The following is a 20,232-nucleotide window of genomic DNA, read 5'->3' on the forward strand; positions in this document are numbered from 1 at the left end:
TAAGAAGTGTGAATAAAAAATAAGGAGCCAATTGGCTCCTTATTCTAATCGATATTTAGTTTTTATCGATGTTGGAACGAAGTGTCTTCGTTACCAAACTTACAAGCAACCAAACTTATAGGTCGTCGATGTAACCAAGTGAACGCAATGCACGTTCGTCGTCTGCCCAACCAGATTTCACTTTTACCCAAGTCTCTAGGTAAACCTTACGGCCGAACAACTCTTCCATATCTAAGCGCGCTTCACGACCAATGGTCTTGATCTTCTCACCGCCTTTACCAATGACCATTTTCTTTTGACCGTTACGTTCAACAAGAATTAAGGCATTGATGTGGAAGCCATCATTTTCTGGGTTGTAGTCAAAACGTTCAATTTCAACCGTTACCGAGTAAGGCAATTCTTCACCAGTAAAACGCATCAGCTTTTCACGCACGATTTCAGACGCCATGAAACGCTGAGAACGGTCTGTTACGTATTCTTCAGGGAAGTGATGCGTTGCTTCTGGCAAGTGATCGCGAACGTGCTTACGTAGTACGTCGATGTTCTTGCCTTGTTTCGCAGAGATTGGCACAACGTCAACAAAGTCCATTTTCTTAGACATGTCGGCCATGTGCATCATCACTTCGTTACGATCTTGGACATTGTCTACCTTGTTCACACAAAGTACTACAGGGAAGTTCGACTTTTGAAGCTTAGTCAGCACCATCTCGTCGTCTTTGGTCCAGTGCGTACCATCAACCAAGAAGAATACTAGGTTTACATCACTGAGCGATGAGTTCGCCGCACGGTTCATCAAACGGTTGATCGCACGCTTCTCTTCAATGTGAAGTCCTGGTGTATCTACGTAGATCGCTTGGTAATCGCCGTCAGTGTCCACACCCATGATGCGGTGACGAGTCGTTTGCGGTTTACGAGATGTAATCGAAATCTTCTGACCAAGAATTTTGTTTAGAAGCGTCGATTTACCAACGTTTGGGCGACCAACAATCGCAATAAAGCCACAGTGCTGGTTTTCTGGTGAACTTACTTCACCGTTTGATGCAAAAAATGCATCGATATCGAATTCGTTATCAGCCATTTGTTAATTGCTCAAGTGCTGTTTCAGCAGCCGCTTGTTCTGCCTTGCGGCGGCTGGTGCCTTTACCAATGACAGGCTTATCCACACCTGCTACGTCACACTCAACCGTGAACTCTTGGTTGTGCGCTTCACCTTTAATATTAGTCACTGTGTAGACAGGCAGTGGTTTTCTTCTGCCTTGCAGGAACTCTTGTAGGCGAGTTTTTGGATCTTTTTGTGATACGCCAGGCTTGATGGCTTCAAGACGCGAGTTGTACCAACTCAGTACAATACCGCGCACGGCTTCAATATCACTATCAAGGTAAATCGCACCAATAATGGCTTCTACCGCATCGGCTAGAATAGAGTCTCGGCGGAATCCACCACTCTTCAATTCACCTGGACCTAATTTTAAATAATCTCCTAGATCGAACTCACGACCCAGTTCCGCCAATGTGTGCCCACGTACCAAAGTAGCGCGCATACGGCTCATGTCACCTTCGTTCACTTTCGGGAAACGATGGTACAGATCATCAGCGATGACAAAACTTAAAATTGAATCGCCCAGAAACTCAAGACGTTCATTATGCTTACTGTTGGCGCTGCGGTGAGTCAGCGCCAAGTTGATAAGCCCAGCATCCTTAAATTGGTAGCCGAGCTTTCTCTCTAGTTTATCAATTGGAGAATTCATACTCTCTCGATATGTAATGGTTAGTGAATACCACCGACGCGGTTAAAACGCACACCAGTTGGAATCCATGAAGGTAGAACGCTGTCTGCGCCACGATCAAACTCGAAGCTAATCCAAATCGCGACAGCTTTACCCACTAAGTTTGCTTCTGGAACAAAGCCCCAGTAACGGCTATCAGCACTGTTATCACGGTTATCACCCATAACAAAGTACTGACCTTGCGGTACAACCCATTCGTTAACTCCTGGACGTGGCTGGTAGTTCTGCACACGGTCACGAGCTAATGGGTTAACCAAGATTTGGTGTTCCACTTCACCCAGTTTTTCATTCATCTGAATCAGAGGAATACCGTTTTGGATGAACGGACTTTCTTCAACATTGCTCAATTTAACTGGCTTACAAACCGAATCACCTTGCGATTGAATACACACTTGCTTGTCACTTGAGTAACGAACCGTATCGCCAGGTAAGCCAACAACACGTTTAATGTAGTCAATATTTGGTTGAGGTGGGTATTTGAATACCACAATATCACCACGCTCTGGTTTGCCAGTTTCCACTAGCTGATGACGCCAAACAGGATCTTTCAATCCGTAAGCGTATTTCTCCACCAGAATAAAGTCGCCCACTAGTAGGGTGGGCATCATTGAGCCTGAAGGAATTTGGAACGGTTCATAGATAAAAGAACGCAATACAAGAACGAATGCAATTACAGGGAAAATAGACACGCTATTCTCAATCCACCATGGCTGACGTTCTACTTTCTGTAGTGTTACCGCGTCTAGGCCATTAGCTGTCTGTGCTTGAATCTCTTCTACTTTCGCTTGACGTTTTTTCGCAAACACCAGCTTTTCCAGTAGCCAAACTACGCCAGTTACCAAAGTCACGATAACTAGAATCAGTGAGAATGTATTCGCCATTAAATTCCCTTATCTAAAAATACGAAAGTGAAAGAGCCGAAACCCTTTCACTTATTTTACTATCTAACGTCTTATGACAGACAAGAGTAAGAGATAGTTCAACTCTAGTCTTTACCAACGTGAAGAATCGCTAGGAACGCTTCTTGAGGCAGCTCTACGTTACCGATCTGCTTCATACGTTTCTTACCTTCTTTCTGTTTCTTCAGAAGTTTCTTCTTACGGCTCACGTCACCACCGTAACATTTCGCGATTACGTTCTTACGTAGCTGTTTCACAGTAGAACGAGCAATGATGTGGTTACCGATTGCCGCTTGGATCGCGATATCAAACATCTGACGAGGAATGAATTCTTTCATCTTCTCAACCAACTGGCGACCACGAGTCTGAGACTGATCTTTGTGCGTAATCAGTGCTAGCGCATCTACTTTGTCGCCATTCAGAAGTACATCTACACGTACCATGTTCGATGTTTCAAAGCGTTGGAAGTTGTAATCCAAAGATGCGTAGCCGCGTGAAGTTGACTTCAGACGGTCAAAGAAGTCCAGAACAACTTCTGCCATTGGGATATCGTACGTCACAGCAACTTGGTTGCCGTGGTAAACCATATCAACCTGAGTACCACGCTTTTCTACACACAGTGTGATTACGTTACCAAGGTAATCCGATGGCACAAGAATATTACAACGTGCGATAGGCTCGCGAATTTCTTCAATGTCGTTTACCGCTGGCAGTTTGGCCGGGCTATCAACATAAAGTAGCGTACCGTCAGTTTCTACGACTTCGTAGACTACAGTAGGCGCTGTTGTAATCAGGTCTAGATCGTATTCACGCTCTAAACGCTCTTGGATGATTTCCATGTGCAGCATGCCAAGGAAACCACAACGGAAACCAAAGCCTAGTGCCGCTGAGTTTTCTGGCTCATAGAACAACGATGCATCGTTCAGGCTCAATTTGCCTAACGCGTCACGGAAGTTTTCGTAATCATCAGATGATACTGGGAATAGACCCGCGTATACCTGAGGTTTTACTTTTTTAAAGCCAGGTAGAGGGCTCTCACTGCCGTTTTTCGCTAGGGTTAGCGTATCACCAACAGGAGCACCAAGGATGTCTTTGATACCACAAACTACCCAACCTACTTCACCAGTATTAAGAACATCAGTATCGACTTGCTTAGGTGTGAAGATACCTAGACGGTCTACACCCCAAGTTTGGCCTGTGCTCATTACTTTAATCTTGTCGTTTTTCTTCAGTGAGCCGTTTTTAATACGAACCAAAGAAACAACGCCAAGATAGTTATCGAACCATGAATCGATGATCAATGCTTGAAGTGGTGCTTCAGGATCACCTTCTGGTGCTGGAATTGCTGATACGATGTTTTCTAGAACGTCATCTACACCGATACCTGTTTTCGCAGAACAGCGAGTAGCTTCCATTGCATCGATACCAACGATTTCTTCAATTTCTTCTGCTACGCGCTCAGGATCAGCGGCAGGTAGGTCAATCTTGTTAAGGATTGGCACAACCTCTAGATCCATTTCGATCGCGGTGTAACAGTTAGCAAGCGTTTGAGCCTCTACACCTTGACCTGCGTCAACCACCAATAGCGCGCCTTCACAAGCGGCTAGAGAGCGTGATACTTCGTACGCAAAGTCAACGTGTCCCGGAGTATCGATGAAGTTCAGCTGGTAGGTTTCACCGTCTTTAGCAGTGTAGTTTAACGTTACACTCTGAGATTTAATGGTGATACCACGCTCACGTTCAAGATCCATAGAATCCAGAACCTGTGCGGCCATTTCACGATCGCTTAATCCTCCACATACTTGGATTAGACGGTCTGATAGGGTCGACTTACCATGGTCGATGTGGGCGATAATCGAAAAGTTACGAATGTGCTTCATAGATTTAGGGTGACTAACTCTTTACAAATAGGGACAGTAAGAAAGCCATCAGCTGACGGCATTTCAATCAAGTTGGCAGATTCTACCCAATTTCGTTAACGGGCGCACCTTATTTAAAGTATATACCTTAGCAACCTCGAGGTACGTACTTATTGGATAGGCTCACCGAGAACTCGAATGAGGGTAACTTGGCGTTTTGATTCATCTTCTAAAGGCCGTGACACACGTTTAGCGAGCCACATACCACCAGCAGCGAACAAAACCGAAGCTAGGATGGTAATGCCCTCGCCGCCTGCAGTTAAAGGCACAAGAAGGAAGTTGCCAATCACGGCACCAAAAATCAGACCAAACAGAGGAAGAAGGTAAACCGCCATTGCGGATTTGATCAGGCTCGACTCAGGAAAGCCGATTTCTACCACCTGACCAACTTTGACGGATGTTTTTGTACGCAGATGCCATGCTAATGTTTTGTTACCAATTGCTTTAGTAACCACGCCAGTGCCACAGCTTTTTTGCGAAGAACAGCTGCTACAACTGGTCTGTTGCTCGCAGCTTAAATCAATATCGTATTGCTGACCGTGACGATGGACACCCGTCACGGTTGCTAATGCGGTCATCATTGCGCTTTACTCTTTGCTGCATCAAACGTAACAGATTGTGCAATACGCTGAGCAGTTGCCGGTGGAATATCACCCACAACAGAGATTTCATGATTACCACTTACAAAGCTATGCAAAGTACGACGACCTTGACGAACCAGCTGACCTTTCAGCGAATGCTCATCTTTGCTGGCGACATAAACAGAGAAACTGAATAAACCATCCGAGTAAAGTTGGCTTTCAACCATTTGGTCGGTCACTGCCATTCGGTAGCGATTTAGCTCATTTGGGTGGAAACCTTCAGGAATCCAACCTACGTTCCAGTCACTCGTACCGATATCACCTTTAGGCATCGTCAATACTGCTGGCAACTGCACATCCGCCAAACCACTCATCAACTCGCCAATTTTTGGATTCACCGAGTATGAGATCGTACGGTATTGCTCTAGCATTTCTCCATCACGGTCAACCAGATCAGCACGCAGTGGTAACTTACTTTTCTCATCAATCCAAAGTACGTACGAATAACGCAAGCCGTCTTTAGGCACAATACGTAGCACCTGAGTCGGAACGCCAGCTTCACGAGCACGACCGACTTTGACGTAATCGTAATAGAGGTTCAATTCATCGATATTGGTGTTCAGCATCGGCATGATTGGTGCGACCATCTTGCCAGATTCAATCGTAAACGGCTCTGCGCCGGTTTCGATGTAGCTCACTTCAGTACCACGACGAATTACTTCACGAACTGGACCACTCAAATACACAAGATGTGCGTACTGATCTTTATCGTGAGTCGCATGACGGTACAGCAAAGGTTCAATGCTGTTCTTTTTGATGAGGATATAAGAGAGTTCGTAGCTTAAATTTTTGCTCGCCTCGCTCATTTGATGCAATAAAGCCTCCGCTGGTTTATCACCAGCAAAGGCTTGAGTAGACATCAGACTGAACAGAGCGCAAGCGCTGATCAGAAATTTTTTCATTCAATATCCGGAGTCAGATTTGCATCTTGCTGAGACGCATCACTGTTAATTCTTAACTGCAATTCGTAGTCACGAAGCATAGCATGAACACGTTTACGTTGCTCTTGCATATTTGCTTCGCCAACCGAGCGCTCAACGGACTCACGAGTCAAACTTACTGGTTCTGCACTGCCAGCAAATGGCACTGTTTGAAGCACAGGAAGTTGATCGGCTTGTGGCGACATTGGGTCGCTACCACCGTATTGTTGCACACCTAAAATCACGGCAAGTGACACACACGCAGCAACGGCAACCTGACCAAACTGAGTTAGCCATGCAGGCAACTGGCGCTTGGCTTTTTGTGGCTCTGGTTGCGACTCTTTTGGCGCGTCATTAATTGAAATAACGTTAGCACTGCGTGAATCGATAGCACGATGCACTGGCTCGTCTTCTAACGCTAACGCCACGCTTTCAGCAATATTCCACTCAGGTTTTGCTGGCGCTTCGCCTCGCATCACATCACCAATAAGATGATAGTTCTGCCAAGCGTCACGGCTTTCTTGGTCTTGCTCTAATTCTTGAATTAAAGCCTTATCGACCAATTCTCCATCCATGAGAGCTGAAAGTTTTTCTTTGTCAGCCATTGTTTTCACCATAGTTATCACTTGTACTAGCGCTGTAAAAGAGGTTTGATTTTCTTTTCCACCGCCTCACGAGCACGGAAGATACGTGATCGTACCGTTCCCACCGGGCAATCCATTACTTCAGCAATTTCCTCATAGCTTAAGCCATCAAGCTCACGCAGAGTCATTGCCGTTTTTAAATCTTCAGGTAAGGCTTCGATTGCGCTGAACACTACCCGTTGCAATTCTTTGGACAACGTTAAGTTCTCAGGGTTCGAAATTTCTTTCAATGCATTACCTGTTTCGTAAAATTCAGCATCTTCAGCATCAACGTCCGTCGCAGGCGGTCTACGACCCTGAGCAACGATATGATTCTTCGCAGTATTCACTGCAATGCGATACAGCCAAGTGTAAAACGCACTCTCCCCGCGAAAGCTAGGGATAGCTCGGTAAGCCTTGATAAACGCTTCTTGTGCTACATCTGGAACATCGCCAGGATTACTTACGTATCTGGAAATAAGATTACATACCTTGTTCTGATACTTCGTTACCAGCAGGTTGAATGCTTGCTTATCTCCATTCTGAACTCGCTCAATCAATACTTGATCGGTCAGCTGCTCGTTCATTCGAGCGGATACTCCTATTTGTTATGCCCCTACTCTTCTCAGATATGGGTACTAATTATGCAAAACGTAGTATTGACACCACTGCTTACTTGAGCACTATTGTGACTCCGACGTGAATGAGAAAGTTCCATGGTTTCTCAAATTTTTTGTCATTGTTTTTTCACAGTGTGATGTCACTAGCCAAATCCCTCACCACGTCTGAATTACGTCTCGTTTTGACAAGCGAGCATAGTGATGGGGAAATGGGTATAATGGATGATCTCTGTCCCAGATTGTGCTGGGTAGAGCCTAGAAAAGCAATGGCATTGACAAACTATTACTTTTTGTTGGCACGGCTAATGGCTATCTGAACAACGCGTTTAAAATAAAACTCAGGAAGCATGCGCATGTCATCGACATGCAAAAATAAGAGTGGCACAAGTCACCAGAGTTGCGGTGATTTAGATACCTCCCAACTTAGCCCTTAGCGACGGATGTCGCGTTAATGGATGCACATGGTGTGCAAAATATACACAAGGTAGCCTTGTTACCTTAGCTTGGGATTGTAAAAGTAATATGAACACGAATCGTGAACATGAATGTGATGTGTTAGTGGTAGGGAGTGGCGCCGCAGGCTTGTCGTTAGCTTTGCGCGTAGCAAACCACTGTAAAGTGATGGTGTTGAGTAAAGGCCCACGCAGCGAAGGCGCGACGTTTTACGCGCAAGGTGGTATCGCTGCGGTCTTCGATGAATCTGACACCATCGAGTCTCACGTTGAAGATACACAAATTGCTGGTGATGGCATTTGCGATGAAGAAACGGTTAAGTTTATCGCTGAGAATTCAAAAGAATGCGTGCAATGGTTGATTGATGGTGGTGTACCGTTTGATCGTGAGGACGATGACTCTGATGAAGAACCTCGTTACCACTTAACTCGCGAAGGTGGTCACAGTCGACGCCGAATTTTGCATGCTGCGGATGCAACAGGTATGGCGATGCAAACCTCACTGCAAGACAACGCCCACAGCCACCCAAACATTCATGTTCTTGAACGTCACAATGCTCTGGATTTAATCACTGAAGATAAAGTCGGCGGCGACAAAAACAAGATCATTGGCGCTTATATTTGGAACCGAAATGAAGAACAGGTAGAAACCGTTCGCGCTAAATTTGTTGTTCTTGCGACTGGTGGCGCTTCCAAAGTTTACCAATATACGTCAAACCCTGACGTTTCCTCTGGTGACGGTATCGCGATTGCTTGGCGCGCAGGCTGCCGTGTCGCAAATATGGAATTCAACCAATTCCACCCTACTTGCCTGTTCCACCCAGAAGCACGTAACTTCCTACTCACAGAAGCCTTGCGTGGTGAAGGTGCCTATCTGCGACGCCCTGATGGCTCACGCTTTATGCCGGATTTTGATGAGCGTAAAGAACTTGCGCCGCGTGATGTCGTCGCACGTGCCATCGACTTTGAAATGAAGCGCCTAGGTGCAGACTGCATGTATTTAGACATCAGCCACAAACCTGCGGAATTCATTACCAAGCACTTCCCAACCATCTACTCTCGTTTGATGGATCTTGGCATCGATATGACCAAAGAGCCGATCCCAATTGTTCCAGCCGCACACTACACGTGTGGTGGCGTGATGGTCGATCAAAACGGCAATACGGACTTGAAGAATCTATATGCCATTGGCGAAGTCAGTTACACCGGTCTACACGGTGCAAACCGCATGGCTTCAAACTCACTACTTGAGTGCGTGGTCTACGCATGGTCAGCCGCCAAAGATATCCTAAAGCACCACACGAAGGTCGAATTAGCACCCCGAGTACCTTGTTGGGATGAAAGCCAAGTCACCAACAGTGATGAAGAGGTTATCATCCAGCATAACTGGCATGAGCTTCGCTTGTTTATGTGGGATTACATGGGCATTGTTCGCACGGACAAACGTTTAGAACGCGCACTACGCCGTATTCAAATGCTTCAGCAAGAAACGCATGAATACTACAGCCACTTCCGTGTTTCAAACAACTTGCTAGAACTGCGTAACCTACTTCAAGTAGCTGAACTGATGGTGCGTTGTGCGATGCAGCGTAAAGAAAGCCGCGGCCTACACTACACCTTGGATTATCCAAACCAACAAGAGAATAGTGGACCGACGATCCTAACACCAAACAAGTAAATCTGACGCCAAATAAGAAAGAGTCAGACACGATATCAAATGGGAGCTTCGGCTCCCATTTTCCATTGACGCAATATCATATTCAATTGACGATACGACACATCATCACAACTGTCTCGCCAAACGGTCACCTTATCCCCAGATACCAACTTGAACGTCACCTTGAAAACAGAAGCGGAAAGATCGACTCCTGATAACAGTGAAGTTTGAGCGTCATTTCGAACCGTTCCATCACGATGAAAATACCAATTCCCGACAGTTGACGGCATGACGAATCCACCTTGGGTATGGCAACGATAGATCAGTAGTAACAGATAACTAGATAAGACGAGTGGAATATCAGAGAAGATAACCGCCCAAGCTAAACCGAAAAGAATCAAGTAATGCAGCGCTTGGGCGTTTAGAGATTTAGAAACAGTAAGGTTAACGAACCTTGCTGAGGTTGTGTGCGACAATTTTATCAACCATCGAAGCGTGACCAAGGTTTTCGCTGCGACCATGCCCCATGACCCAAGTAAACAAATCTGGATCATCACATTCTAGCAACGAAACAAAATCACGTTGCTCTTGCTCACCTAGTGCATCGAAGCACTCTTCAAAAAACGGCATAATCACCACGTCAAGCTCAAGCATGCCACGACGACAAGCCCATTTAATACGCGCCTTTTCTTCCGCAGTGTACATTCAGTATTCCTTCATAGATGTCTTGTTCTTAGTGCGGAGTGTAACAAGGGATGTTCTACGCCACTAGTGTGCGGGTCACAATATGTAGCCAAGTCACTGCAAATCCTGATCGCATTTAATAAACAAACGTTCAGTTGAGCCAAACACCTTAAAATTGAGTGGATATATTGAGTGCTGACAAATGTCGAATCTGCAATTAACATAGCTGAAAAATATCTTCAAAAGGCATCGTACTCATGGAATGGCAAACTCGCTTTTCACCACTGAACCTATCGACACAAGACGCGCTACCGGAGCTGTCTATCTCGCTATTGGATAACCTGGGCATGATCACCATGGTCGGGGACGACAAAAAGTCATACCTACACGGTCAAGTTACCTGCGATGTGGTTTCTCTTGAGAAAGACCAATCAATGTTGGGAGCACATTGTGACGCGAAAGGTAAAGTGTGGAGTGTCTTCCGCCTATTCCACCATAACGATGGCTACTCAATGGTTCAGCCGAAATCAGCAATTGAAGTGGAACTGAAAGAAATTAAAAAGTACGCAGTGTTCTCAAAAGTGACCATCGAAGAGTCAAGCGACGTGGTACTGGGTGTTGCTGGTAAGAATGCAGATGCATTCATCTCAACGCTAAATGCTGATTCTGGCGACGTGCGTGCGATTGAAGGCGGCACTGCGGTCAAAGTCGCTCTGAATCGCTGGTTGCTTGCGCTTACAGCAGAAGCAGCACAATCATTAGTGGAAGATAGCCAAGCAACACTGACAACCCACGAGCTTTGGACCCGTTTCGATATTGAGGCAGCACTGCCATACGTGGCAGCAGACTCGCAAAACGAACACATTCCACAAGCACTAAACGTACAAGCGCTTGGTGGTATAAGCTTTACGAAAGGCTGCTACACAGGTCAAGAAACTGTAGCGCGCGCGAAATATCGCGGCACCAACAAACGTGCAATGTACATTGTTAAAGGTGTAACCGTTGAAATCTTAGGTGAAGGTGCGATCGAATTGGAACGTAGTGTCGGTGAAAACTGGCGTTCAGTAGGCGCCTTGCTCACGTATTACCAATTCAGCGACAACCAAGCGATGGGTCTCATTGTATTGCCAAACAACCTAGATGATGACACTCGTCTGCGCTTGGTTGACCAACCAGAATGTGAATGGGAAATCGCAGCACTGCCGTACAGCCTTGACGATGAGTAATACCATTCATACCCCTTTGATGCAGTTTTTGGCGGACCAAAACATCGAGTACCGCCTTCTTCCTCATCAAAGGCCAGCAACAACCATTGAGGATGCCGCGCAACAACGCGGCATTCGCCCTTCTCAAATGGTCAAAGCGATTCTTTTGCGTGATATGGGAAACCAATATGCGCTTGCTTGTGCACCAGGTGATCGTAGCGTTGATCCAAAGAAGGTGCGCGCATTACTGCAGTGCCGTCGCATGACGTGTGTTGATCAAGCCGACGTAGAAGCGATTACCGGATACAAGATTGGTACTGTCACGCCACTACTCTTAAAACGCTACATGCCGATCGTATTTGACCCAAGTTTGCTTGAAGAAAAAGAAATCACTATCAGCAGTGGTGATCGTATGGCTGGATTAGCATTATCTATCGATGATTTACTGCAATTGTGCCAACCAACCTTGGCCGATATCTGCCGTTAACCTTCGTAAAAATGTAATAACATGCAGGCTTTCTCACACCTACGTGATCTCACTCATATCTCCCAACATACAAAGTGGAATTTTTAATCATTCTTGAAACATAAATAGTCACGCGTAATAAACTCGTATATGCTGAATTTGTTGGTTAAGTTTTCAACAACGACTTAATCAACATAAAGTGAAACTGCTGACTGAATTGGCCTCTGCCACACAGTCAGTCGTCCACTTTTGTGTAATGCATCTGTGACTATTCGCCCGCCGAAGCGGGCTTTTTTTTATACGGAACTTTTCTGCGCCTCTTCCCTCTAACTCGATGAAAGCCATGTATTAAGCCCTTAATCCGGCAAAACGATAAAAATGCAATCAATTGAGTAAAAACATTTAGCAAACAATTATTTTCCTTCTATTCTTAATTCTGTAACAAAACAGTTGCTTAATGCACCACGTAACAACAGAAGGAGATAAGGAACGGTTCCTTCGCTAGTGTTTTTTTGAGGTAATCCTCACGCTATTTGAGATATGACCCTGTCAATTTGTCTATGGCAGCACAAATCTCTAAAGCGATACAACTCATCTGTACTTAATACCATTGCTGTCACAATAATTTTTACGCCAAAAACGTAAGATAACTGAGCTAGGTAAGAGATAAGGAAAAGTAAATATGAGACTGTTTAAGCGCTATACACCAGGTATGATTGCTAAACACATAAGTCGTCTTTTTAAAGGAAGAATTTATATTTACGGAGTCGGTAAATTTGAGTTTGATAATGGAAAATTAATGCTGCCAGAGAAAGCGGAAAGACGCCACTTTCAAGCGGTTAAAGAAATTAACCAAGAGATTATGAAGCTCAGATGCGCATACGCTTAGCGACAACATCGATGTAAAGGAAAGGCTGGATTAACCAGCCTTTTTTGTGTCTTCTATTCGTCGAGCAATAAGCTCGTTATTGACGCGCAAGTTCCGGCAAATTGCCTTTCAAACCCAATGCGCGTTTCATTATCTCGTCTTTTGCTCCTGGTAGCTGGCTAGCTAAACTCAAACCAATTCCACGTACCAGCTTTTTAGCAGGATTCTCACCAGAGAACAGGTCACGGAAGCCTTGCATCGCAGCAATCATCTTCGCAGCTTCCGCTTTACGCCAACGCTCGTAACCGCGCAGGTTACGTTTGGTGCCAATGTCCTGCCCTTGCTTCCAAAGCGCCAACACTTCTTGCGCTAAGCTCGCAGCATCCAATAAACCAAGGTTCACACCCTGCCCTGCTAGTGGATGAATGGTGTGTGCTGCATCGCCAACTAACGCCACGCGTTCAACCACAAAGTCACGCGCATAACGCATCTTAAGCGGGAACGCCGCACGTTCACCAACTACTTCACACAAACCTAAACGCACATCAAATTCGCTAGTTAATGCCTTATTGAACTCTTGCTCATTCATCGCCAGCAGTTGCTCGGCACGATTTGGTTCGGTAGACCAAACAATCGAACACATGTGCGGTTCAGACATCGGAAGGAAAGCCAATGGACCTTGCGGTGTAAAGATCTGACGCGCAACGCTGTTGTGTGGATCAGCGGTTTTCACGTTCGCGACAAGCGCACTATGGCCGTAATCCCAATGCGTTAGTGGGATATCCATTTGATTACGCAGCCAAGAGTTTGCACCATCGGCGCCAACAACCAACTTAGCAGTCATGGCCTGACCATTGTCTAGCGTGAGCCAACTTTCTTGCTCACCAACCGCTAACGTTGCACAACGTGCAGGCATAAACAGCGTCACGTTATCCAGCTTTTGAACTTGCTCTAGCAACGCCAATTGAATTACGCGATTTTCAACAATATGGCCAAGATCTGGCTGAGCCATGTTTTGCGCATCAAACGCGATGTTAGCAAAGCTGTCTTGCTCCCATACCTCCATTGCATAATACGGAGAAGCACGACGTTGCTCGATACCTTGCCAAGCTCCGAGTTTACGCAACATCGTTTCACTAGAGCGACTTAGCGCTGATACACGAACGTCCGGTAGTTCACTCAACGTATCGTCCGGCACAGAGCCTTCAATAACAGCAACACGTAGGTCACTGTCTTTAAAAGCGGCAGCCAACGCCAATCCAACCATACCACCGCCGATGATGGCGATATCTACACTTTGCATCATTGCTTTTGTTACCTAATTCGTTGCCGTTTATCGTTTCACTAGACCAAGCGTGTGGCGTAGCAGCGGCTGCTTAAAAGTAGAAAGGTTATCCATCGTTGCGAGAGCGAGGTTACGCCCAATTCGCATCGCCGGTAAATCATTTGAAAAAATATGCACGAGAGAGCTAGTTAGCCAAATTGTTTCGCTGCGATCATCTTCACGGCGCTGGCTAAATCGCATTAAGCCTTGGTAACGACCCGCGTCTTCAGTTTGCTTAACAACCTCTTCCGCTAACGATGCCACATCACGAATACCAAGGTTGAAGCCTTGCCCAGCAATCGGGTGAAGCGTTTGTGCGGCATTGCCGACAATAGCAAAGCGGTGCGAAATGTTCTGCTTACGATGACGCAGAAGAAGCGGATAGCTCGCGCGTTGTCCGACTTTCTGCATCGCACCTAAACGCCAACCAAAATCGTTCTGCAAACGCTCAAGGAACTCCGCGTCAGATAAGTTCACCACGGTCTGCGCTTCTTCAGGACGCAGGCACCACACCAACGACATGCGGTTGTCACTCATCGGCAGCAGTGCGACTGGGCCATTCTCGGTAAAGCGTTCAAAAGCGCGACCTTGATGAGGCTCTTGCGTCACGATATTCGCAATCACTGCCACTTGGTCAAAATCATGCTCAGACAACTCTAAACCGATTTGCTGACAGCATTGCGATACTGCGCCATCGGCAGCAACGAGCAACTTAGCTTCCAGCTTCTCACCGCTCGTCAGCTCAATGTGTGCTTTGTTTTGCTCACGCTCGATGTTCACGACCGAATCCGGGCAAAACAGACTGATCGCCTCACTCTTATCTAAGAGCTCTTGATAGACGCGACCAACATCGGCGAGTTCCACTACGTAACCAAGTGCTTCAACACCAACTTCGTGCTTGGTAATCTCAGTCATCCCCGCATGAGAACGATCGGACACATGAATGTGCTCTATTGGAGTTGCAAAAGGCTCAACCGCCGCCCACAACTGCAAATGGCGTAAGGTGTTGACGGTCCCGTAGGATAAGGCAATGGAACGAGAGTCAAAACCAGGGTGCTCATTAGATTGCGCTTTAAACGGTTCAACAACGGCAACACGAAGTTGTCCTTTCGATAAGCGATCTATCGCTAAAGCAAGTGTGGCTCCCGCCATGGCTCCACCAGCAATTACAACGTCATATTGCCTCATGCTAACCTCTAGAAACTATTCAATTAATGGTACTGACGATCAGTGAATCGTCGGTTTACTATCGTTGCTTTCAGGACGAGCGCCAAACTCGGCATGAATAGTTAATACGCATGCTTTGACGTGTTCGATTACTTGCTCTAGCAATTGAGCTTGCTCACCTAGGTCGTCATCTTCATCAATGCCTAACTTAGCGATCTCTTCAAGATCTGCTAACGCCTCTTTCACATCGTCAGACGCTTTATTCATGGCGATACCAGCTAATCCCAAACCTGAGATAAAATGGTTAACGAAATCAGATAGGCCATCAGCCAATGCGAACAAGCCTTCTTCACCTGGCTCATCAGGCAACAACAGAGACAATTCCATCGAGGTGCCTGTCAACTCATTTACCGTCACTTTAAAAATGCTTTGTGCAAAAGCCAGTGCAGTAGTTGGCCACCCCATGCCATCATTGGTGTAATCAAACAAAATTGGTTGCCAGGTTTGATCGTTAATCGCCAATCCACCACTTAGCATGCCGACAAGTAACCCGTGTAACTCAGCAGGCGTCACTGCAATGCTTGCGGATTTAAGTTCAACAGCAATAGATTGATATTCTGGAAGGGTGATTTCACTCATAACTGGGCTCATTCTTGCGTAATAATGTATCGTTCTATCCTACCATCAAGCCTACTCGGCTGAAACGGCTATCAAATTCAAATTTGGACAGCATTTACTCAATTTGTCCAATTCCTGTGTGATCACTTCACCATTTTTCTATCTAGGGTGGGAAATGCTTGAATCTTAATAGCGGTTTTCCTATAGTTTCCTCCTCGGTAGTTGTACAAAGCAATACCTTAGATAGCGCGAATATAGAGTTTATTCATCATGAGCAATCAAGCGGTCGACGTTGAAATCCTTGGAAAAATGACACGAGTGAATTGTCCACCGGGTCAAGAAGAGTCACTGATTACAGCGGCTAAAGATCTCGATCGTCGATTGAAAGAGATGACAGACCGTACTAAGGTAACCAATGAAATTCAGCTACTGACTTTTGCTGCATTAAATATTTGTCATGAATTGCATACCAAGTCATACGAATCAAACGGTCAGCAACAAGAAATTACGGAGCGAATGGAAAAGCTCACTGCGTCGCTAGAGAACGCACTTAAGAATGTAACGCAAGGACAGCAGTAGATACCAAATTTACCCTGGGGTGTTCGTCAGTTGGATTTAAGTCCCTGAGCCGATAAGCAATACCGAAGGGTTAGTACTTGATAGCTATTGAGCAAGCTTGGCATGCACCGAGAAGCCTACGGTTATCATTGCTGATCCGCCTTGAACCAGCTGGTTCAAGGGCCACAATCCTCAACGGCACCCTGGGGTATCCTCTCTATGTCAAACCTATCTCGACAAGAATTCCGTAAACTCATCCGTGAAAAACGTAACGGCCTGTGCAGTGATACTCAGTTTCAAGCAGGGCTCGATCTAATTAAACAGTTTTCACAGTTGCCAGAAATCCAAGTTTCAGATCACATCGCCATTTATCTTTCCGCCGACGGAGAGCTCGATACAAAACCGTTAATTGAGTGGCTATGGCAACAAGGTAAGTCGATTTACCTACCGGTGATTCACCCATTCTCGCAAGGCCAATTGTTGTTTCTTCATTACGTAAACGATGACCAGTTGGTGTTTAATAAGTATGGAATCTTAGAACCCAAACTCGATATCACCTACCTAAAGCCCGTTCGAGATCTCGACCTGATCTGCACACCATTAGTTGGTTTTGACAGTATCGGCCATCGCTTAGGTATGGGCGGAGGCTACTATGACAGGACACTCTCACGCTGGTTTAGTACTGGCGAGGGCGCCAAGCCAATCGGCATTGCTCATGATTGTCAGCATGTCGAACGCCTTCCAACAGAGAGTTGGGACATCCCATTACCTAAGATCGTGACTCCAAGCCAGATCTGGCAATGGGAAAAGTAGAACTTACCCGCTATAATCACGCCGCAAACGTTAACGAACATCTATTCAGGAGATTGGCATGACTCAAGATGAAATGAAGAAAGCGGCTGGTTGGGCAGCACTTAAATATGTTGAGAAAGACAGCATTGTCGGTGTTGGTACTGGCTCTACCGTGAATCACTTCATCGATGCCCTAGGCAGTATCAAAGACGATATCAAAGGTGCAGTGTCTAGCTCTATTGCTTCTACTGAGCGCCTAAAAGAGCTTGGTATTGAAGTATTCGAGTGTAACGACGTAGTGAAGCTAGATGTCTACGTTGATGGTGCAGATGAAATCAATGCAACACGCGATATGATCAAAGGCGGCGGTGCTGCATTGACTCGTGAAAAAATCGTTGCAGCGATTTCAGACAAATTCGTATGTATCGTTGACGGCACAAAAGCAGTTGACGTACTGGGCCAATTCCCACTTCCTGTAGAAGTTATCCCAATGGCACGCTCTTACGTAGCTCGTCAATTGGTAAAACTAGGTGGTGACCCTGCATACCGTGAAGGCGTAACGACGGACAACGGCAACGTGATCCTAGACGTACACAACATGCAAATCACTAACCCAAAAGAGATGGAAGATAAGATCAACGGCATCGCGGGTGTTGTGACTGTGGGTCTATTCGCTCACCGTGGTGCAGATGTGGTTATCACTGGCACACCAGAAGGTGCAAAAATAGAAGAATAAGTCACTAGTTGACTTAAATTTTCTGTTATTTCATTACAGACGGCGCCCTAGGGCGCCGTTTTTTCTTTCTTTTTCTAAGAAAAGCATGCCTTATTCCGTAATTTTCTTACCCAAAGCAAAAATTTTTTGTTACTTTATTGAACAGAAGACGCACAGGGAAACGTTTGTCTTCCAACAAAACTGTTAATTATCCCCTTTTTAATGGTTTTGCTTTATGTGCGCCACATTAGCCCACCTTTCCATTTTAAGGACGAGAAAAATGGCCAAAGTTTCACTGGAAAAAGAAAAGATTAAGATCCTCTTGCTAGAGGGACTCCACCCTTCTTCAGTTGAAGTTCTTCAAGCAGCTGGCTACAGCAACATTGAATATCACAAAGGTTCCCTTTCTGAGGAAGAACTGATTGAAGCAGTAAAAGACGTACACTTCATCGGTATCCGCTCCCGAACAAACCTATCGAAAGACGTGATCAATGCGGCGAACAAGCTAGTTGCGATTGGCTGTTTTTGTATTGGTACCAACCAAGTAGACCTCAACGCTGCTTCGGTGCGTGGTATCCCTGTATTCAACGCACCTTTCTCAAACACGCGCAGCGTTGCAGAGTTGGTTCTAGGTCAAATCCTGTTGCTTCTTCGTGGCATTCCAGAAAAGAACGCACTCGCGCACCGTGGCATTTGGAAAAAGAGTGCAGACAGTTCTTACGAAGCTCGCGGGAAACGTCTGGGCATCATTGGTTACGGTCACATTGGTACGCAATTAGGTATCATTGCCGAAAACCTAGGCATGCGTGTTTACTACTACGACATTGAAAACAAACTGTCTCTAGGTAATGCGACACAAGTGCTCACCATGAGTGAGTTACTAAATAAATGTGACGTCGTTTCTTTGCACGTACCAGAGACGCCAGAAACCAAGAACATGATGGGTGAGGAAGAGTTCGCGCGCATGAAGCCGGGCGCTATCTTTATCAATGCGGCGCGCGGTACTGTTGTTGATATTCCGGCTCTATGCCACAGCCTAGAATCAGGCCATATTTCTGGAGCAGCTATCGACGTATTCCCTGTAGAGCCAAAAACCAACGCCGATGCGTTTGAGTCTCCACTACAGAAGTTCGACAACGTTATCCTAACGCCACACGTCGGTGGCTCAACACAAGAAGCACAAGAAAACATTGGTGTAGAAGTTGCGGGTAAGTTGGCGAAGTACTCAGACAATGGTTCAACACTGTCGAGCGTGAACTTCCCAGAAGTATCACTGCCAGAGCATCGTGAATGTTCACGTCTACTCCACATCCACAAAAACCGTCCTGGTATCCTGACGCAAATCAACACCATTTTCGCAGAAGACGGCATCAACATCGCCGGCCAGTACCTACAAACCGCAGCTGAGATCGGCTACGTAGTGATTGACGTAGAAACCTCTCGCGCAGCAGAAGCATTAGTTAAATTAAAAGGCATCGAAGGCACCATTCGTGCCCGAATCCTTCACTGATCACTGACTTGCAAATACAAAAAAGGCAGGGACTTCCCTGCCTTTTCTCATTCTATGAATCGTAATGTTATCTGTACTATTTAAGCCTGTATACGACGTCCACTTGGTCACGAATCACCAACGTTGAATCTTGATAGCTATTTGAACTCTCTCTTGCATCCATCGCCACAGAGCGCATCAATACTGGGCGTGCGTGCATTTGGTTGTAGTTAATCTGCCACACATCACCTAACTTCTTATCAAAACCTGTCGCTAAAGAAGCCGCTTTGCTTTGTGCATCTTTAATCGCTGCCATGCGTGCTTTTTGTTGGTACTCAGATTGGTTGCTTACTTTAAGCTGAATGTTGTCAACTTGGTTGATGCCCGCCTTTAGCGCCATATCCAAGTACTCATTCAAGTTCGCCAAATCACTCACAGTCACATCAATACTGCGTGAAGCTCGATAACCCACAAGTTCCGCTTTACCCGATTTAGGATAGTGGTACTGAGGAGCAAGGTACAGATTTGAGCTAGTAATATTGTCTTTCGACAAACCGGCATCAGCTAAGCTCTTAAGAAACTCATCAACCGTATTATCGACAGATTGCTTCGCCTGTTCTGCCGTCATGGTCGTATCAACAACCTTTACAGAAAAAGCCGCCATATCTGGCGTCGCGACAACTTCACCGTAGCCAGTGGTTGATAAATGGGCAAAATTCGGCACATCATTCGCAAACACAGAAATACTAGTAAGGCTTAGGGCTGAAGCAAGTAAACATGAAGACAGTTTCATTCGACAAATCCATCCGTATTGAAAGACTAAGATCA

Annotated in this window: 22 protein-coding genes and 1 other RNA gene; 9 read left to right on the plus strand and 14 right to left on the minus strand. The window is 45.8% G+C overall.

What is annotated here, in order from left to right:
• Positions 1 to 115 precede the first annotated feature (115 nt).
• From era to rpoE, 8 genes are all read right to left on the minus strand, one after another.
• Positions 116 to 1,078: a GTPase Era gene (gene era / locus OQJ86_RS17625; protein WP_038881191.1), complete on the minus strand. Its 963-nt coding sequence runs from the start codon at positions 1,076 to 1,078 to the stop codon at positions 116 to 118.
• Positions 1,071 to 1,748, minus strand: a complete 678-nt coding sequence (gene rnc, locus OQJ86_RS17630) for a ribonuclease III (protein ID WP_005436448.1) — start codon at positions 1,746 to 1,748, stop codon at positions 1,071 to 1,073. Before rnc ends, era begins: the two co-directional genes overlap by 8 nt.
• Before the next feature lie 20 nt (positions 1,749 to 1,768).
• On the minus strand, positions 1,769 to 2,668 hold the full coding sequence (gene lepB / locus OQJ86_RS17635) for a signal peptidase I (protein ID WP_038881188.1): 900 nt from the start codon (positions 2,666 to 2,668) through the stop codon (positions 1,769 to 1,771).
• 104 nt (positions 2,669 to 2,772) lie between these two features.
• Positions 2,773 to 4,566: a translation elongation factor 4 gene (gene lepA, locus OQJ86_RS17640; protein ID WP_045397750.1), complete on the minus strand. Its 1,794-nt coding sequence runs from the start codon at positions 4,564 to 4,566 to the stop codon at positions 2,773 to 2,775.
• Positions 4,567 to 4,715: 149 nt separating this feature from the next.
• Positions 4,716 to 5,186 carry a SoxR reducing system RseC family protein gene (locus OQJ86_RS17645; protein ID WP_045466052.1) on the minus strand — a complete coding sequence of 157 codons (471 nt, stop codon included), beginning with the start codon at positions 5,184 to 5,186 and terminating at the stop codon, positions 4,716 to 4,718.
• Positions 5,183 to 6,148, minus strand: a complete 966-nt coding sequence (gene rseB / locus OQJ86_RS17650; protein ID WP_038870306.1) for a sigma-E factor regulatory protein RseB — start codon at positions 6,146 to 6,148, stop codon at positions 5,183 to 5,185. The genes OQJ86_RS17645 and rseB overlap by 4 nt, the downstream gene beginning before the upstream one ends.
• The gene (locus OQJ86_RS17655) at positions 6,145 to 6,771 is read right to left on the minus strand and encodes a sigma-E factor negative regulatory protein (protein WP_038870308.1); all 627 of its coding nucleotides are present in this window, start codon (positions 6,769 to 6,771) and stop codon (positions 6,145 to 6,147) included. The genes rseB and OQJ86_RS17655 overlap by 4 nt, the downstream gene beginning before the upstream one ends.
• 26 nt (positions 6,772 to 6,797) lie before the next feature.
• Positions 6,798 to 7,376 (minus strand): RNA polymerase sigma factor RpoE, encoded by a 579-nt coding sequence (rpoE, locus tag OQJ86_RS17660; RefSeq protein WP_005436461.1) that lies wholly within the window; start codon positions 7,374 to 7,376, stop codon positions 6,798 to 6,800.
• Positions 7,377 to 7,931: 555 nt separating this feature from the next.
• Between rpoE and nadB the strand changes: the two genes are divergently transcribed.
• On the plus strand, positions 7,932 to 9,539 hold the full coding sequence (gene nadB / locus OQJ86_RS17665) for an L-aspartate oxidase (protein WP_038881183.1): 1,608 nt from the start codon (positions 7,932 to 7,934) through the stop codon (positions 9,537 to 9,539).
• A 35-nt stretch (positions 9,540 to 9,574) separates the two neighbouring features.
• On the opposite strand, the gene OQJ86_RS26615 is transcribed toward nadB, so the two are convergent.
• Positions 9,575 to 9,808, minus strand: coding sequence for a hypothetical protein (locus OQJ86_RS26615; protein WP_039976429.1), 234 nt, complete (start codon positions 9,806 to 9,808; stop codon positions 9,575 to 9,577).
• A gap of 154 nt (positions 9,809 to 9,962) precedes the next feature.
• A complete protein-coding gene (locus OQJ86_RS17675; protein WP_038870312.1) occupies positions 9,963 to 10,223 on the minus strand; it encodes a succinate dehydrogenase assembly factor 2 in 261 nt (86 codons plus the stop codon).
• Positions 10,224 to 10,459: 236 nt separating this feature from the next.
• Between OQJ86_RS17675 and ygfZ the strand changes: the two genes are divergently transcribed.
• The 3 genes from ygfZ to OQJ86_RS17690 all read left to right on the plus strand — a co-directional run bounded on the left by ygfZ (position 10,460) and on the right by OQJ86_RS17690 (position 12,762).
• On the plus strand, positions 10,460 to 11,428 hold the full coding sequence (ygfZ, locus tag OQJ86_RS17680; RefSeq protein ID WP_265988784.1) for a tRNA-modifying protein YgfZ: 969 nt from the start codon (positions 10,460 to 10,462) through the stop codon (positions 11,426 to 11,428).
• The gene (locus OQJ86_RS17685; RefSeq protein ID WP_038870314.1) at positions 11,421 to 11,894 is read left to right on the plus strand and encodes an aminoacyl-tRNA deacylase; all 474 of its coding nucleotides are present in this window, start codon (positions 11,421 to 11,423) and stop codon (positions 11,892 to 11,894) included. Before ygfZ ends, OQJ86_RS17685 begins: the two co-directional genes overlap by 8 nt.
• A gap of 661 nt (positions 11,895 to 12,555) precedes the next feature.
• A complete protein-coding gene (locus tag OQJ86_RS17690; protein WP_038881174.1) occupies positions 12,556 to 12,762 on the plus strand; it encodes a DUF1107 domain-containing protein in 207 nt (68 codons plus the stop codon).
• 76 nt (positions 12,763 to 12,838) lie between these two features.
• Here OQJ86_RS17690 and OQJ86_RS17695 read toward each other — a convergent pair whose 3' ends face one another.
• Genes OQJ86_RS17695 through OQJ86_RS17705 form a run of 3 tightly spaced genes read right to left on the minus strand, consistent with a single transcriptional unit; the run spans position 12,839 to position 15,871 of the window.
• Complete coding sequence (locus tag OQJ86_RS17695; protein WP_265988788.1) at positions 12,839 to 14,047, minus strand: FAD-dependent 2-octaprenylphenol hydroxylase; 1,209 nt, start codon at positions 14,045 to 14,047, stop codon at positions 12,839 to 12,841.
• Between the two features lie 27 nt (positions 14,048 to 14,074).
• Positions 14,075 to 15,253, minus strand: coding sequence for a 2-octaprenyl-6-methoxyphenyl hydroxylase (gene ubiH, locus OQJ86_RS17700; RefSeq protein ID WP_038870317.1), 1,179 nt, complete (start codon positions 15,251 to 15,253; stop codon positions 14,075 to 14,077).
• 39 nt (positions 15,254 to 15,292) lie between these two features.
• Positions 15,293 to 15,871, minus strand: coding sequence for a YecA family protein (locus tag OQJ86_RS17705; RefSeq protein ID WP_038870319.1), 579 nt, complete (start codon positions 15,869 to 15,871; stop codon positions 15,293 to 15,295).
• Between the two features lie 249 nt (positions 15,872 to 16,120).
• Between OQJ86_RS17705 and OQJ86_RS17710 the strand changes: the two genes are divergently transcribed.
• The 5 genes from OQJ86_RS17710 to serA all read left to right on the plus strand — a co-directional run bounded on the left by OQJ86_RS17710 (position 16,121) and on the right by serA (position 19,425).
• Positions 16,121 to 16,429, plus strand: a complete 309-nt coding sequence (locus tag OQJ86_RS17710; protein ID WP_038870320.1) for a cell division protein ZapA — start codon at positions 16,121 to 16,123, stop codon at positions 16,427 to 16,429.
• Between the two features lie 8 nt (positions 16,430 to 16,437).
• Positions 16,438 to 16,622: non-coding RNA, 6S RNA (gene ssrS, locus OQJ86_RS17715), on the plus strand.
• Positions 16,623 to 16,627: 5 nt separating this feature from the next.
• Positions 16,628 to 17,221 carry a 5-formyltetrahydrofolate cyclo-ligase gene (locus tag OQJ86_RS17720; RefSeq protein WP_042605408.1) on the plus strand — a complete coding sequence of 198 codons (594 nt, stop codon included), beginning with the start codon at positions 16,628 to 16,630 and terminating at the stop codon, positions 17,219 to 17,221.
• A gap of 58 nt (positions 17,222 to 17,279) precedes the next feature.
• Complete coding sequence (gene rpiA / locus OQJ86_RS17725; protein ID WP_038870323.1) at positions 17,280 to 17,936, plus strand: ribose-5-phosphate isomerase RpiA; 657 nt, start codon at positions 17,280 to 17,282, stop codon at positions 17,934 to 17,936.
• 259 nt (positions 17,937 to 18,195) lie between these two features.
• Positions 18,196 to 19,425 (plus strand): phosphoglycerate dehydrogenase, encoded by a 1,230-nt coding sequence (gene serA, locus OQJ86_RS17730; protein ID WP_038870325.1) that lies wholly within the window; start codon positions 18,196 to 18,198, stop codon positions 19,423 to 19,425.
• A 76-nt stretch (positions 19,426 to 19,501) separates the two neighbouring features.
• Here the strand turns inward: serA and OQJ86_RS17735 are convergent, their stop codons facing one another.
• Positions 19,502 to 20,197, minus strand: a complete 696-nt coding sequence (locus OQJ86_RS17735) for an oxidative stress defense protein (protein WP_038870326.1) — start codon at positions 20,195 to 20,197, stop codon at positions 19,502 to 19,504.
• Between the last annotated feature and the right edge of the window lie 35 nt (positions 20,198 to 20,232).

The organism is Vibrio sp. Sgm 5 (assembly GCF_026241575.1).
In the GTDB taxonomy this organism is placed as follows: Bacteria; Pseudomonadota; Gammaproteobacteria; order Enterobacterales; family Vibrionaceae; genus Vibrio; species Vibrio jasicida.

Coding starts and splice junctions, on each gene's coding strand:
- era (WP_038881191.1), bottom strand. CDS start 1,078: ATGGCTGATAACGAATTCGATATCGATGCATTTTTTGCATCAAACGGT.
- rnc (WP_005436448.1), bottom strand. CDS start 1,748: ATGAATTCTCCAATTGATAAACTAGAGAGAAAGCTCGGCTACCAATTT.
- lepB (WP_038881188.1), bottom strand. CDS start 2,668: ATGGCGAATACATTCTCACTGATTCTAGTTATCGTGACTTTGGTAACT.
- lepA (WP_045397750.1), bottom strand. CDS start 4,566: ATGAAGCACATTCGTAACTTTTCGATTATCGCCCACATCGACCATGGT.
- OQJ86_RS17645 (WP_045466052.1), bottom strand. CDS start 5,186: ATGATGACCGCATTAGCAACCGTGACGGGTGTCCATCGTCACGGTCAG.
- rseB (WP_038870306.1), bottom strand. CDS start 6,148: ATGAAAAAATTTCTGATCAGCGCTTGCGCTCTGTTCAGTCTGATGTCT.
- OQJ86_RS17655 (WP_038870308.1), bottom strand. CDS start 6,771: ATGGCTGACAAAGAAAAACTTTCAGCTCTCATGGATGGAGAATTGGTC.
- rpoE (WP_005436461.1), bottom strand. CDS start 7,376: ATGAACGAGCAGCTGACCGATCAAGTATTGATTGAGCGAGTTCAGAAT.
- nadB (WP_038881183.1), top strand. CDS start 7,932: ATGAACACGAATCGTGAACATGAATGTGATGTGTTAGTGGTAGGGAGT.
- OQJ86_RS26615 (WP_039976429.1), bottom strand. CDS start 9,808: ATGCCGTCAACTGTCGGGAATTGGTATTTTCATCGTGATGGAACGGTT.
- OQJ86_RS17675 (WP_038870312.1), bottom strand. CDS start 10,223: ATGTACACTGCGGAAGAAAAGGCGCGTATTAAATGGGCTTGTCGTCGT.
- ygfZ (WP_265988784.1), top strand. CDS start 10,460: ATGGAATGGCAAACTCGCTTTTCACCACTGAACCTATCGACACAAGAC.
- OQJ86_RS17685 (WP_038870314.1), top strand. CDS start 11,421: ATGAGTAATACCATTCATACCCCTTTGATGCAGTTTTTGGCGGACCAA.
- OQJ86_RS17690 (WP_038881174.1), top strand. CDS start 12,556: ATGAGACTGTTTAAGCGCTATACACCAGGTATGATTGCTAAACACATA.
- OQJ86_RS17695 (WP_265988788.1), bottom strand. CDS start 14,047: ATGATGCAAAGTGTAGATATCGCCATCATCGGCGGTGGTATGGTTGGA.
- ubiH (WP_038870317.1), bottom strand. CDS start 15,253: ATGAGGCAATATGACGTTGTAATTGCTGGTGGAGCCATGGCGGGAGCC.
- OQJ86_RS17705 (WP_038870319.1), bottom strand. CDS start 15,871: ATGAGTGAAATCACCCTTCCAGAATATCAATCTATTGCTGTTGAACTT.
- OQJ86_RS17710 (WP_038870320.1), top strand. CDS start 16,121: ATGAGCAATCAAGCGGTCGACGTTGAAATCCTTGGAAAAATGACACGA.
- OQJ86_RS17720 (WP_042605408.1), top strand. CDS start 16,628: ATGTCAAACCTATCTCGACAAGAATTCCGTAAACTCATCCGTGAAAAA.
- rpiA (WP_038870323.1), top strand. CDS start 17,280: ATGACTCAAGATGAAATGAAGAAAGCGGCTGGTTGGGCAGCACTTAAA.
- serA (WP_038870325.1), top strand. CDS start 18,196: ATGGCCAAAGTTTCACTGGAAAAAGAAAAGATTAAGATCCTCTTGCTA.
- OQJ86_RS17735 (WP_038870326.1), bottom strand. CDS start 20,197: ATGAAACTGTCTTCATGTTTACTTGCTTCAGCCCTAAGCCTTACTAGT.